Below are 13,440 nucleotides of genomic sequence, written 5' to 3'. Positions count from 1 at the left end.
CTCGGCGTGGCGGGCGCCGAACGGGGCGGCTGGTGCATGGTCCAGGAAAACGACATGAAACGATCTTGCTTGCCGGACATTTCCATCCGGGCTTTCCCGCCCCCGAAGGAGCTCCCATGCGTTTGGCCGTCATCACCGCCGCCACCGTCGCGGCCGGCACCCTCCTGTCCCCCGCGGCGTCCGCCGCCACCGCGCCCCCGCCCGTCCAGGCCGCCGCCTGCGACAAACCCTGCGACCGCACGATCAAGGACGACTACCCCTACAAGACCAAGCCCAACGTGGCCGACCCCTGGAACTTCTGGACGGGCCAGTGCACGTCCTTCGCTGCCTGGCGCATCAACCAGCGGCTCGGCGTCACGTTCACCAACCGCTACAAGGACGTTCTCTGGGGCAACGCCAACACCTGGGACGACGCCGCCAAGAAGGCGAAGATGAAGGTCGACAAGACGCCCAAGGTCGGCGACATCGCCGTCTGGAACGCCGGCCGGACCGGCCACGTCGCCTACGTCGCCCAGATCAGCGGAACGAAGATCGTGGTCGAGGAGTACAACTACTCCACCGCCGTCGCCTACAGCAAGCGCACGATCGCCGCCAACACCGTCGACGCCTTCATTCACTTCTTCTGATGCGGAGGGCCTGGCCGGGCTCAGCCCCGGCCAGGCCCCGCAGGCACCGGGAGGCCCGGCGCACCCTCGCCGCACGGACCGCACCCGCGGACGGGCGGCGGCCGGTGAGGCCACCGCGATGTGCGGGCGTCCGGTGGTCGGATGCGGTCCCACGTGAGCGCGCACGCCGAACACCTCGCCGATGAGGGCGGGGGTCAGGACCTCGTGCGGTGGTCCTGCCCCGGCGACGCGTCCCTCCTTCAGCACCACGACCCGGTCGGCGTAGGCGGCGGCGTGGTCCAGGTCGTGCAGGGTCGCCAGCAGCGTCAGGCCCAGCGAGCGGATCAGGCCGAGCAGGGAGCCGACGTCCAGGTGGTTGGTCGGCTCGTCCAGCACCAGCAGCGGCGCCTGCTGGGCCAGCGCGCGGGCCAGCAAGCAGGACGACGCCGCGCCCCGACACCGGATGCGGGCGCGCGCCCCGGCCGGGATCGTGTCCCCGTGCCGCGGGGGCGGTGTCCGATGGCACGGGGTCCGGCGGCACGGGGCGGTCCCGGGCTCGCGGGGCGTCACGGGTGGACCGCCTTGGCGATCTTCTCCACGCCCCGGGCGTTGAGCGGGCCGAGGTAGACGCCGTCGGACACCACGGTGTGGGTGTGAGTCCTGGACGCCGCCCACTGGGGGTAGGCGGCGAACAGCTCGGCGGCCTCGGCCTCGCCATCCTCCCGGGCCGTGAACAGGGCCGGCCCACAACCCGGGCGCGGACGGCGTCCACTCGCCAGCGCAGGTCGGCCACCAGGGTGGCGGCCCGCTGCCGGACGTCGAAGATCCGGCCGAGCAGGCCCAGGAACTCCAGCGAGGAGTTGATGGACTGGTCGCGGTAGGCGCTCTTCTCGGCTGGGGTGACGCCGGGTTTGCCGTTGGCGCAGTTGGCGGGGTTGACCAGGGAGGTGATCCCGGCACGAGCACCGTCCGGCCGACGGACTTGCGCGGCCATAAATGTACTACGGTTCGTAGTACATCGGGGGTGGCGCTGCGAGACCGGCGGTTCAGCGCCGCTTCCGCCGGAGGGTGCTCATCGGTTCGCTTCTTCACCGAACGCGGCGACCGGCGCGGCACGTCGCGGCGAGAACGCGAGGAGCAGGCCGCCGGTGACCGGATGGGTCAGATGCGTGCAGGTCACTCCGAAGACGGTCTGGACGAGTTCGGGGGTGAGCACCTCCGCGGGCGGGCCGTCCGCGACGATCCGCCCGCGATGCAGGACATAGAGCCGGTCGCAGTAAGCGGCCGCGAGGTTGAGGTCGTGCAGTACGCACAACGTCGCGCGTCCCAGATCGCGCACGAGCTCCAGAAGTTCGAGCGCCGCGTGCACGTCGAGATGGTTGGTCGGCTCGTCCAGGAGGAGCAGCGGGCTCTCCTGGGCGAGCGCGCGGGCCACCAGCGCCCGCTGCCGCTCACCGCCGGACAGCGTGGAGAGTCGGCGTGCGCGATGGTCGGTCAGGCGGACACGCTCCAGCGCGGCGGTGATCGGTGCCGCCCCACGACCGGTGGCCGACTCGAAGGACCGGAGCCATGGTCCGCGCCCCATGGCCACGACCTCCTCCACGGTGAAGTCGAAGTCCGGAGCGGCGTCCTGGGCGACGAGCGCGGCACGTCGCGCCACCTCGCGCTGGCTGAGCGTCCGCACGTCGGCGCCGGACAGCGCGACACCGCCCGCGAAGGGATCGAGCGCGCGGTAGACCGTGCGCAGCAGCGAGGTCTTGCCGCTGCCGTTGGGGCCGACGAGTCCGACGCGTTCGCCGTCCTCGACGGTGAGGTCGCAGTCCGCGACGATCGGGACGGCACCGATCCGGACGCTCACACCGGACAGCGAGAGTCTCATGACGCCTCCGAACGTCGCAGCAGCCACAGGAAGACCGGCGCGCCGAGCACGGCGGTGACGATCCCGACGGGCAGTTCCTCGGGACGGACGAGAACGCGGCAGAGCACGTCGACGACGACGAGGTAGATCGCGCCGACGAGCATGGCGATCGGGAGCAGCCGGCGGTGGTCCGGGCCCACGGCCAGGCGCACGAGATGGGGGACGATGAGTCCCACGAAGCCGATCCCGCCGGACACCGCGACCAGGACGCCGGTTAAGAGGGAGGCGACGACCAGCAGGCGGACGCGGGCGCGGTGCGCGGGGACGCCGAGCGAGAGCGCCGCGTCGTCACCGGCCGCGAGCGCGTTGAGCGTCCGGGCCCGCGACATCAGGGAGACGCCGATGACCAGCACGGCCGCCGCCGGCAGCGGCAGGTTCGACCACGACGACTCCGACAGGGAGCCCAGCAGCCAGAACAGCACCGAGTGCGCCGCGTCCGCGTCGCCGCTCCGGAAGATGACGAAGTTGGTGGCTCCGCTGAACAGGTAGGAGAGGGTCACCCCGGCGAGGACCAGGCGGCTCGGGACGACCCGGCCGGCGCGGCGCGACAGTCCGAGGACCACGACCGTCGCCACCAGCGCCCCGGCGAAGGCCGCCGCCGATGTCGACAGACCGGCCACCGCCGCCGACCCGAAGGTGATCGCGACAGAGGCCGTCAGCCCGGCCCCCGCGGAGACGCCGAGCACGTAGGGGTCGGCGAGCGGGTTGCGGGCGGTCGCCTGGAGGGTGACGCCGACGACGGCGAGCCCCGCGCCGACCACGGCGGCCAGCAGGACGCGCGGCAGCCGCAGGTTCCACACGATCTGGTCGTCCATGACGCTGGCGGGCGTCCCGGCGCCGATCAGGTGATCGGCGATGACCTTGAGCACGGTCTCCGGCCGCACGCCGACCGATCCCACCGACACCGCCACGCAGATCGTGACGGCGAGGAGGACGAGCAGCGGCGGCGCGACGACGGAGAGGGGTATATGTCGGCCGCCGCGTCCCAGGACTGGGCGGCGACCGCCCTGCGGGAGCTCTTCGACGATGGTGGCGGTTGCCTGTTTGCGCATCGCGGACCCTACTGAGAGTGGGACGTGTTCGGGTGCAGGAAGCGCGCGATCTCGGTGACGCCCGCCACCGGCCTCGTGCTGCCGCGCGCGCCGGTCTTGGCCGCGTCGATGACGAGGATCCGCCGCTTCGCGACCGCCTCGACGGTGGGGAACGTCCGGTTCAGGAACGCGGTCGCGTCGTTCCGGCCCGCCGCCGTCGCCGTGAAGTCGTCGACGATGATGGCCTGGGGGTCGCGCGCGACGACCTGTTCGGGGCTGACCGGGGCGAACTGTCCGGGCAGGTCGGCGAAGACGTTCGTGCCGCCCGCCCGTTCGAGCACGTCGTTCGCGAGGCCGCCGGAGGTCACGTAGAGCTGGCCGGCGACCTGCGAGATCTCGGCGACCTTGCGCCTGGGCTCCCGGGCGGTCCGCCGTTGCACGTCGTCGAGCTCGCCGCGCAGCTCGTCGGCCAGCGCCCGCGCGCGTGCCCCCACACCGAAGATCGTGCCGAGCTGGCGGAGGTCGGCGTCGAGCGCGGCGAGGCCGGAGGTGTCCGATTTCAGGTCCGCCGCGCAACCGCCGCCGACCACGTAGGTGGCGATGCCCAGCCGTTTCAGTTCGGCGATGCTCGGGCTTCCCGGTTTGCCGGAGACCTTCTCGACCTGATCGGTGATCAGGAGGTCGGCCTTGGCCGCGATCAGCGCCTCGACGCTCGGATTGCGCGTCCCGAGGCTGGGCAGCGCCGCCAGGCGCGCCTTCAGCTCGGGCGCGGGGGCGGACTCGCCGCGCGTCTTGGCGACGATCCGGTCGCCGACGCCGAGCGCGAACAGCGTGTCGGCGATGGCGTCCGTAGTGATCGCCACACGCCGGGGGACACGATCCAGCTCGACGGCGCGGTCACAGGATCGGAAGGCGATTCCGCTCGGCCCGCCTTCCCGGCGCGGGCCGGAGCCGGCGTCTGCGCACCCGGCCGCTCCGACGGCCGCGAGCGCGGCGAGGACGCCGAGCGCGGCGGCTCGGAGCCGGTTCGGTCGGCGGCTTGGCGAAGGGTGGCCGAGGTGCGTCTGGAGCATGGGGGACGTTCCCTTCGGTGACGGTCGCACGGGGGTTTCCGGGCGGTGCGCACATTATTGAATGAGCTTCAGTCACCATGTTAGGTTACCCTAATGAAACGCTCAAGATCGCAACCTCCCGGGCTGGCGGGACCCGGCGCGCTGCTCCGCCTGCTCGCCCCGATCCGGACCCATCTCGCCGTCTGCGCGGTCCTGTCGTGCCTGAGCGCGGCGGCGGGCATCGTGCCCTACATCGCCGTCGCCGAGATGGCGCGGCTCATGCTCGACGACCCCGCGGGCTCGCGCACCGCCATCTGGACCTGGGTCGGCGTCGGCGCGGCGGGCGCCGGCGTCTGGCTCGTCCTGTTCGTGCAGTCCTCCCGGGTGGGGCACTACGCCGACGCGGCGATCCTGCACGACCTGCGCGTGCGGATCGTGACCCACCTCGGCAGGCTGCCGCTCGGCTGGTTCCGCGCGGCGGGCTCGGGCAAGGTCAAGCGGGCGATGACGGGCGACCTCGAAGAGATGCACGAGGTCATCGCGCACGCCCTGGGGCAACTGGTCGGGGCGACCACCGTCATGGTCGTCGCGACGGGCTACCTGCTGTTCGTCGATGTCCGCATGGCGCTCGTCGTGCTGGGCGTGCTCCTGCTGACGGGCATCTTCTTCCGCGTCTCGATGCGCTCCATGACGGCCCACATGGACCGGCTGGTCACCGCCGACGCGCGGATCAGCGCCGCCAGCGTCGAGTACGCCGACGGCATCCAGGTGGTCAAGACGTTCGGCACCGGGGGCCGCGTCCTGCGCCGCTTCGACGACGCCGTGGACGAGCACACCCGGGCGTTCGCGGCCTGGGTCGCCGAGGTGCGCCACAGCTCGGCGGCCTCGCGGCTGTTCGGCTCGGAGATGACCGTCCTCGCCGCCGTGACGGCCGCCGGGCTGGCCCTGGTCGACCGCGGCCTGCTCGGCGTCGCGGACCTGGTGGCGTTCCTGGTCGTCGCCATCGGGCTGCCCAACTCCATCCTCCCCGCCGTGACCGCCGCCCAGGGGGTGCGCAAGGGCCGGATGGGCGCGGCCAACATCGAGCGGCTGCTGGCCCGCGCGCCGCTGCCCGAGCCCGCGAACCCGCGCACGCCCGGTGGCCACGGCGTCGAGTTCGACCGGGTCTCCTTCTCCTACGACGGGGTGACCAACGCCGTCGAGGAGATCAGCGCCGTCTGCCCGCCGGGCCGGGTGACCGCGATCGTGGGCCCGTCGGGCGCCGGCAAGACGACCCTCGCCAGCCTGCTGCCGCGCTTCTACGACGTGTCGGCGGGGTCGCTCCGGATCGGCGGTGTGGACGTGCGCTCGATCCCGTCCGCGCAGTTGCTGGCGTCGATGTCGCTGGTCTTCCAGGACGTCGCCCTGCTGCGCGACAGCGTGGCGGAGAACATCCGCATCGGCCGGCCCGGCGCCGGCGACGCGGAGGTCCGCGAGGCGGCGGAGGCCGCGCACGTCCACGACGTGATCGAGGCCCTGCCCGACGGGTACGGCACGCTGCTCGACGCGAGCGGCGGCGGCCTGTCCGGCGGTGAGCGCCAGCGGCTGACGATCGCGCGGGCGATCCTGTCCGGTGCGCCGATCGTCGTCCTGGACGAGGCGACGGCCGCGCTGGACGCCGACAGCGAGTCGGCGGTCCAGGAAGCGCTGGCCAACCTGACGGTGGACAAGACGGTGATCGTGATCGCCCACCGGCTGCACACCATCGCGGCCGCCGACCAGATCCTCGTCCTGGAGAACGGGCGGCTGGCCGAGCAGGGCCGCCACGACGAACTGCTCGTGCGCGACGGGCTGTACGCCCGGATGTGGGCCGCCCAGGAAGGAGTGCTCGCGTGATCCGCCGCCTGTACCGGCTCTGGCCGAACCCGAAACTGCTGGCCCGGCTGTGGGCGCTCACCGCGGCGCAGGCAGTCCTCCAAGGTCTGCTGCTCGCCCTGCTCATCCCGATCCTGGACGCCGTCATACGCCCCGAACCGGACGTCGGCGCGGCCACACCATGGCTCGTGCTCGGCGCGGTCGGCGCGCTCCTGTACGCGGTGCTGAGCGTCGTCGCCACCCCGGTGGGCTTCGCGGCGTCGGGCACGCTCGCGGCGCAGCTGCGCCGCCGGTTGATGCGCCACGTGAGCACGCTGACGCTGGGCTGGTTCACCGCCGACCACAAGGCGCGGCTCGCGCGGGCGGTGACCGCGGACGTGGGCAACGCCGCGCACCTGGCCGTGACGATCGGCGGGCCCGTGATCACCTCGACCCTGCTGCCCGCGACGATCGTCGTCGTGACGTTCGCGGTCGACTGGCGGATGGCGCTGCTGCTGTGCGTGATCGCGCTGGTCGCCTACCTGGCCCTGCGGCGCGCCGCGCGGATCGCCGAGATCACCGAGATCGAGCTGGAGCGGGCGGCGGCCGGGGTCGCCAGCCGGGCGATCGAGCTCGGCCAGGCCCAACCGGTGCTGCGCGCCGCCGGGCACGCCGAGGGCACGCCCCAGATGCGGGCCGCGTTGGAGGACCACCGCGAAACCTACCGGGACGGCATGCGCCGCGCGCGGCGGCCGTTCTTCATCTACACCGGTGTGATCATGGCCGGTTTCGTCGCGGTGCTCGCGCTGACCGCCGAGCTGCTGCTCAGCGGGCGGATCGAGGTCGCCACGGCGATCGTGCTGCTCGTGCTGGCCGCCCGTTTCCTGGAGCCGCTCGGCAACCTCATCGAGCTCATCGGCGCCCTGCGCGCGTTGCGGAACCAGATCGCGCGCGTCGAGGAACTGCTGGCCACGCCCACGCTGCCGGTCCCGGCCGAGCCGGTGCGCCGGATCGCCGAGGCCGACGTCGAGTTCTCGGACGTCACCTTCACCTACCCGGGCGGCGACACCCCCGCGCTGAAGGGCGTGTCCCTGCGCTGCCGGGCGGGCACCACCACCGCGCTGGTCGGCCCGTCGGGATCGGGGAAGACGACGGTGACCCGGCTCATCGCCCGGTTCTTCGACATCGACTCGGGCGCGCTGCGCGTCGGCGGCGTCGATGTGCGCGAGCTCGACCCGGGCACCCTGCTCGACGAGATCGCCATCGTCTTCCAGGACGTCTACCTGTTCGACGACACCATCGAGGACAACCTGCGCCTGGCGCGTCCCGAGGCGACCTGGGACGAGTTGCGGGAGGCGGCCACCGCGGCGCGGCTCGACGAGGTGATCGAGCGGCTGCCCGCGGGCTGGCGGACCCGCGTGGGCGAGGGCGGCGCGCAGCTGTCGGGCGGCGAACGCCAGCGCGTCGCGATCGCTCGGGCGATGCTCAAGCGGGCGCGCGTCGTCCTGGTGGACGAGGCCAGCTCCGCGCTCGACCCGGAGAACGAGGCCGCGATCACGCGGGCCATCGCCAACCTCGGCGCCGACCCCGGCCGCACGGTCGTCGTGATCGCCCATCGCCCCGCCACCCTGGCCGCCGCGGACCATGTGGTCGCGCTCGACGGCGGCCGGGTCGTGGAGGCCGGCACGCGGGAGGAACTGCTGCGCGCCGGTGGGGCGTTCGCGCGGCTGAGCTCGCAGTACGAGCGGGCACGTCACTGGCGCATCGCCAAGGCGGACCGCTGACCGGGAACAGGCCCGCTCCCCCGTCGGCGATCCGCACGTCAGGGTCGCCGGCGGCCGGACTCAGACCCCGGTGCGCAGGTAGCGGTGCGCGAGGTCGATGATGTCGGCGATGAGCTCGTCGGCCCGCCGGTCGATGTCCTCGACCTCGTGATGCAGCAGCGCGTGGGTGGCGCCGTACCAGGCGCTGTAGATCAGATTCGCCGCCATGACGGGGTCCGGGGCGTCCGCGGGCGGGTCCGGCCGCTCGGTGATCAGCCGCCGGAACGCCTCGACATGCGCGTTCTCCGGGCTGACCTGGATCTCCGTCGTGGCGTTGATCGGCGTGTGGCCGTACAGCACGTCGTGGAGCTCGGCGTGCTCCACGTAGACGCGGACCGCGTCGATGAGCCAGGCGTCCACGCGCCCGACCCAGTCCTCGGCGGGCAGGTCCCGCACCGCCGCCTGCTGCCGCTCGACCAGCCGGTCGATGAAGCGGGCCCGCACCGCGAGCATGAGGTCGCGCTTGGAGCTGAAATGCAGGTAGAAGGTGCCGATCGCGACACCCGCGCGCTCGGTGATCTCGTCGATCCGGGCGGCGTCGACGCCCCGCTCGACGAACACCCGCTCGGCCGCGTCCAGGAGGTCGGCGCGCCGCTCCTCGGCGGGTTTGGTCCGCGGGCGGCCAGGGGTGGGTCGGCGCACACTCATCCTGCGGATTCTACGTGTCCGGCGGGGGCGATCCGCCGGTGGGACGGCCCTCCTCCGCGTCGCGGTCACTCGGTGTCGAACCGGTGGTCGGCCCAGACGTAGCTTTCGGGCAGCAGGTCGGTGATGCGGACGGTCCGGACACGGTCCCCGTCTCCGACGATGACCTTGAGGCCGGGGAAGTAGTCGAGAAGCACCTGACGGCAGCGGCCGCATGGGGGGACGATCCCCCGGTCGCGGTCGCCCACGGCGACGATCGTGTCCAGCTCGTAGACGCCCTGGGCGGCCGCCGCGCCGATGAGGACCAGCTCGGCGCACGGTCCTCCCGTGAAGTGGTAGGCGTTCACCGCGGTGACGATCCGGCCGTCCCGGGCACGGGCCGCGGCCGCCATGGTGTGGTCGTCGCCCCGGCAGCGGGTGCGGGCCACGTGCGCTGCGGCCCGGACGAGGTCGTGGTCGACGGGGTGGGTCTGCATGGTCATCTTCTCTGCCTTCGTCGGGATGACTGACGACGTTGGCCCGCCTGTCGCGGGTGCGCAAACGAATATCGGCGGATGGCGCACTGGCGAATCCGTCGTCGGCAACGGGCGTCGGGTGGTCGCCGTTGACCTCGCGGAACCGTTCGACGAGCTGGTGTTCCTGGGCCGTCTTTGAATGGCGTAGGCATTTCCCGGATGGGAGTGAGCACGTTTTCGGTTCGACGCTCGCCGCACCTTTCCCGGCCGCGCCTGGGTGCGGTCGTGTGTTTCCCTTACGTCGTGGCCCGCTGCTACCGGCTCTCATCAGGCTCAAGGGCCGCGAACAGCATGATGTCGGTCGCGACCATCTGCACCGCCACGTGCGCGACCGTCGTCAGGGGGTCTTCGGCGGCCCTGTCCACGAAGGGATGGGCCGCCCGCAGCGCGCGCTCGGCCGCGTCCAGGCGGTCGGCGCTGTCGCCCAGGCCGGTGGTCAGCGCGTCGAGCGCCGCCGCCATCTCGCACACCACCGGGCCGAGTTGCCGACGTTCGGTCGAACTCATCGCCGTCGTGGCGCGCACCAGGGACAGGCTGCTCTCGCCCAGCAGGATGAGGCGGTCGATCTTCTCGTCCTCGTCCAGCAGCGGCCCCCGGTCCCCCCAGCGCAGCACGGTCCGGCGCGCCGCCCGGTGGCCGTTGGCGCGGGCGCGGCCGAGGTCGGCCAGCGGCGCGCTCAGGTCGCCCAGGAGACGGACCACCTCCTGGGCGGGCACCTCGCCCTCCCGGTCCAGCGCCCGGCCGGTCTGGTCGAGCATCCGCACCATCTCCGCCAGCGCCGCCGCCTCGGTGCGGCGCAGCAGCGCCACCACCCGCACCGGGAACAACACCTGGCTGAACACCAGCGCCACCCCGGCGCCGATCAGCGCGTCGGCCAGCCGGCCCGTGCCGACCCGGCCGTCGGCGGTCGTCACGGTCAGGATCGCGCCGGCCGCCGCCTGGGCGATCACGATCCGCTCGACGCCGGCCGCCACCGCGATCGCCATCGCCACGCCGGTGGCGATCGCCAGCGTCCGGTACCCGCCGTCCAGGACGGTGAGGGCGGCCTCGCCCACCACGATGCCGATCACCACGCCCAGCAGCAGCCGGACGGCGTTGGTCCCGCGCTCCCCGCCCGAGGCGTTGAGGGCGACGACGGCGGCGATCGGCGCGAAGAACGGGTCGTGCCCGTCGATGAGCCCGCCCGCGACCACCCAGGCCACGGTCGCGGCGGCGGTGGACTGCAACAGCGGCCACGCCTGGGTGCGCACGCGCCCCAGCGCGTCTGCGGCGACAACTCGTGCCCGGCGCCGTCCGGTGCGCGCGAGCGTCTTCTTCCCCGTCGAGACCAGCCTCCGCGCTCGGCGAGCCCCCGCTCGCGCCGACACCTGCCGTCATGATCGATACCCCGGTGCGGCGGGGAGAAGAGCCACCGTCGGCGCATTGCGGGGCGGGGCCGGTGATTCGGGCGATTTATTGCGCTTACTGATCCGATTATGCCGTGGAAACGGTATTAGCACCCTTATTACGGCGGCGAATTGACAGAGACCATCAAGGGTCGGCGGCCACCCCATACCCCGAAACGCCCCGATATGCCCGCCGGTCACCCTGTGATCCATTCCACTCCGCGCCCTGTCTTCCAGGGCTTCGTTTCCGGCTGCTAGCTTCACACAGACATTGGTGTCTATTAAAGGAGCGCACCATGCCGACGCATCCGTTCGCCCCCCGGCGGATGTCCTTGCTGGCCGTCGCGGCGGCCACGGCCATCGCGGCCACCGTGGGCGGCGCCCCGGCCGCGCACGCCGCCGGGCCCGCCGAACTGACCCTCGTCCCGTCCGGCGCCGGCTACCAGACCCGGCTCCAGCAGCAGACCGACTACTGGAACCTCAAGCGGCTGGCGGTCGCCGCGCTCAACGGCGACGGGTCCGACGCCGTCGCCCCGGCGGCCGGCTGGGACGACACCGCCCGGCCCTGGTCCGGCGGCGGGAAGATCACCCGGACGGCCGGCAAGCTGGTGATGCGGATGCGCAACGCCGACGGCGCGACCACCACCGACGCCCCCTCCGCCTGCACCGCCACGGTCGTCAAGAGTCAGAACAAGAGCGTCGTGGTCACCGCGGCCCACTGCCTGCGTGTCAACTGGGGCCTGAACGGTCCGCTGGACCTCAACATGGTCGCGACGAACGCGCTGTTCATCCCCGGCTTCCGGGGCGAGAACCTGCCGCGCGTCGCGCCGGGCACCAACGTCGACAGCGGCCCGGCGATCGGCTCCGACGTCGCCCCGTACGGGGTGTGGACGGTGACCCGGGCCTGGTGGACCGAGGGCTGGGCGGGCCAGGCCAACCACTTCAACAACAACGACATGGCCGCGATGGTCGTCGACAACCCGGCCGACGACCGTCCCGTCGAGGAGGTCGTGGGCGGCGGCCAGCAGATCGGCTTCAACCCGGCGCGCAAGACGCCGCGCACCAACTTCGGCTACCCCACCGTGAACTTCAAGAGCTACAGCGGCCCCAACTTCTCCGGCACCGGCGCCGCGGTGATCAACGGCTCCCCGAACGTGAACAACGTCCCCGCCGCGCAGCAGCGCATCTACGACGGGCGGTCCCTGCTGTTCAGCCAGGGCGCGTCCTGGATCAACCGCGAGTGGTGGCAGGACACCAACAGCGACCTGATGAAGACCCAGCTCAGCCCCGGCGCCAGCGGCGGCCCCTGGTTCCGGGACTTCGACCAGGCCACCGGCGAGGGCGTCCTGGTCGGCGTCACCTCGCACTTCGCCCAGAACAGCACCGGCGGGCTCGACGCGATCGCCGAGGCCCAGTCCCGCGCGCCCAGCCCCTACATGGCCGGGACGAACTTCGGCAACCAGGAGAAGGCCACCTTCGAGACGGCCCAGGCCGTCACCCCGGGAGCCTGACCGTGACGACCTCCCTCAAGCGCGCGCTGAGCGTGCTGGCCGCGCTGGTCCTGGTGTCGCTGTCCGCGCCCGCCGCGCACGCGGCGTCGCGGCCGTCGCTGGCCGACGGGTTCGGGCTCACCCAGGTCACCAGCGACGCCAGCTCGGCCCCGTCCAACACCGACACCAACTTCGTGATCACGGTGAAGACCGCCCAGGTCCAGGGCGAGCAGAACATCCGGATCATCCTGCCGAGCGACTACGCGGCCAACCCGGGCAAGCGGTACCCGGTGCTGTACTTCCTGCACGGCTCGCCGGACGACCCGTCCCTGCCCTTCTACGGCAACGCCGCGCTCACCGGCGCGTCCGGCATGATCACCGTCGTGCCGGACGGCGGCAACCGCGGCTGGTACGCCAACTGGCTGAACCAGAACACCGCCGCCGGGGCAGCGAACTGGGAGAACTTCCACATCAAGCAGGTGATCCCGTTCATCGACGCCAACCTGCGCACGATCGCCACCAAGCAGGCGCGCGCCATCGCGGGCATCTCGATGGGCGGGTTCGGCGCCTTCCACTACGCCCAGCTGCACCCCGACCTGTTCAGCCAGGTCGGCTCCCTGTCGGGCGACCTGGAGTTGGGCGCGAACCAGATGGCGCTGCGCCTGGTCGTGGTCGGGTCGCTGACCAACGCGACGGGCGCGCTCTGCGCCTCGACCTCCGGGACGGTCGCCTGCGACGACGACGCGTACGCCCCCGGCGTGGACAGCGACGCGCTGTTCGGCAGCCCCTACCCGGCGTTCAACGCCGACTGGCGCTGGAACCAGGCCGACCCGGTCGCCAACGCGGCGAAGCTGCGCGGCATGGGCATCCACATCTACGTCGGCAACGGTGACGGCGGGAAGTACGACATCCGGGAATGGTGGCTGGAAAGCGCCTCCTCCCACATGAGGGACAAGCTCGAATCCCTGAACATCCCCGTTCACTACGAGGGTTATGGCAACGGCGCCAACTGGGGTGAGTACTGCAAGGGCGGCGGTCACGAGGCGGGGTGCTGGTATCAGGACCTTGTCGACCTGATGCCTCGCCTGCAGTCCTCTCTGACGCCAGCGGCTTGACGGGAGCGCGGCGGGTGGCTTCGGCGCC

Annotated in this window: 12 protein-coding genes; 6 read left to right on the top strand and 6 right to left on the bottom strand. The window is 72.3% G+C overall.

Going from position 1 to position 13,440, the window contains the following annotated elements; translation table 11 throughout:
• Positions 1-116 precede the first annotated feature (116 nt).
• Positions 117-626, top strand: coding sequence for a CHAP domain-containing protein (locus AH6_RS04110; RefSeq protein WP_067473698.1), 510 nt, complete (start codon positions 117-119; stop codon positions 624-626).
• Positions 627-1,677: 1,051 nt separating this feature from the next.
• Here AH6_RS04110 and AH6_RS04100 read toward each other — a convergent pair.
• Genes AH6_RS04100 through AH6_RS04090 form a run of 3 tightly spaced genes read right to left on the bottom strand, consistent with a single transcriptional unit; the run spans position 1,678 to position 4,417 of the window.
• Complete coding sequence (locus AH6_RS04100; RefSeq protein ID WP_067473693.1) at positions 1,678-2,484, bottom strand: ABC transporter ATP-binding protein; 807 nt, start codon at positions 2,482-2,484, stop codon at positions 1,678-1,680.
• Positions 2,481-3,575: a FecCD family ABC transporter permease gene (locus AH6_RS04095; RefSeq protein WP_067473690.1), complete on the bottom strand. Its 1,095-nt coding sequence runs from the start codon at positions 3,573-3,575 to the stop codon at positions 2,481-2,483. Before AH6_RS04095 ends, AH6_RS04100 begins: the two co-directional genes overlap by 4 nt.
• A gap of 8 nt (positions 3,576-3,583) precedes the next feature.
• Positions 3,584-4,417: an ABC transporter substrate-binding protein gene (locus AH6_RS04090; protein WP_218005702.1), complete on the bottom strand. Its 834-nt coding sequence runs from the start codon at positions 4,415-4,417 to the stop codon at positions 3,584-3,586.
• Between the two features lie 303 nt (positions 4,418-4,720).
• On the opposite strand from AH6_RS04090, the gene AH6_RS04085 reads away from it, so the two are divergent.
• Positions 4,721-6,481, top strand: a complete 1,761-nt coding sequence (locus tag AH6_RS04085) for an ABC transporter ATP-binding protein (protein WP_067473684.1) — start codon at positions 4,721-4,723, stop codon at positions 6,479-6,481.
• A complete protein-coding gene (locus AH6_RS04080) occupies positions 6,478-8,223 on the top strand; it encodes an ABC transporter ATP-binding protein (RefSeq protein ID WP_067473681.1) in 1,746 nt (581 codons plus the stop codon). The genes AH6_RS04085 and AH6_RS04080 overlap by 4 nt, the downstream gene beginning before the upstream one ends.
• A 60-nt stretch (positions 8,224-8,283) precedes the next feature.
• Here AH6_RS04080 and AH6_RS04075 read toward each other — a convergent pair whose 3' ends face one another.
• Both AH6_RS04075 and AH6_RS04070 read right to left on the bottom strand, forming a co-directional pair.
• Positions 8,284-8,910, bottom strand: coding sequence for a TetR/AcrR family transcriptional regulator (locus AH6_RS04075; protein ID WP_067473677.1), 627 nt, complete (start codon positions 8,908-8,910; stop codon positions 8,284-8,286).
• Positions 8,911-8,975: 65 nt separating this feature from the next.
• Positions 8,976-9,389, bottom strand: coding sequence for a cytidine deaminase family protein (locus tag AH6_RS04070; protein ID WP_067473674.1), 414 nt, complete (start codon positions 9,387-9,389; stop codon positions 8,976-8,978).
• On the opposite strand from AH6_RS04070, the gene AH6_RS04065 reads away from it, so the two are divergent.
• Positions 9,382-9,561, top strand: a complete 180-nt coding sequence (locus AH6_RS04065) for a hypothetical protein (RefSeq protein WP_067473671.1) — start codon at positions 9,382-9,384, stop codon at positions 9,559-9,561. The genes AH6_RS04070 and AH6_RS04065 overlap by 8 nt on opposite strands.
• Positions 9,562-9,676: 115 nt before the next feature.
• On the opposite strand, the gene AH6_RS04060 is transcribed toward AH6_RS04065, so the two are convergent.
• Complete coding sequence (locus AH6_RS04060; RefSeq protein WP_067473667.1) at positions 9,677-10,672, bottom strand: FUSC family protein; 996 nt, start codon at positions 10,670-10,672, stop codon at positions 9,677-9,679.
• A 431-nt stretch (positions 10,673-11,103) separates the two neighbouring features.
• On the opposite strand from AH6_RS04060, the gene AH6_RS04055 reads away from it, so the two are divergent.
• Both AH6_RS04055 and AH6_RS04050 read left to right on the top strand, forming a co-directional pair.
• Entirely contained in the window at positions 11,104-12,318 is a 1,215-nt protein-coding gene (locus AH6_RS04055; protein ID WP_067473664.1) for a trypsin-like serine peptidase, read from the top strand.
• Between the two features lie 2 nt (positions 12,319-12,320).
• The gene (locus AH6_RS04050; protein WP_245679170.1) at positions 12,321-13,412 is read left to right on the top strand and encodes an alpha/beta hydrolase; all 1,092 of its coding nucleotides are present in this window, start codon (positions 12,321-12,323) and stop codon (positions 13,410-13,412) included.
• Positions 13,413-13,440 lie beyond the last annotated feature (28 nt).

This window comes from Actinomadura hibisca NBRC 15177, assembly GCF_001552635.1.
GTDB lineage: Bacteria > Actinomycetota > Actinomycetes > Streptosporangiales > Streptosporangiaceae > Spirillospora > Spirillospora hibisca.
The sequence above is the reverse complement of the archived record's forward strand: the minus strand, read 5'-3'. Positions and strand labels throughout refer to the sequence as shown.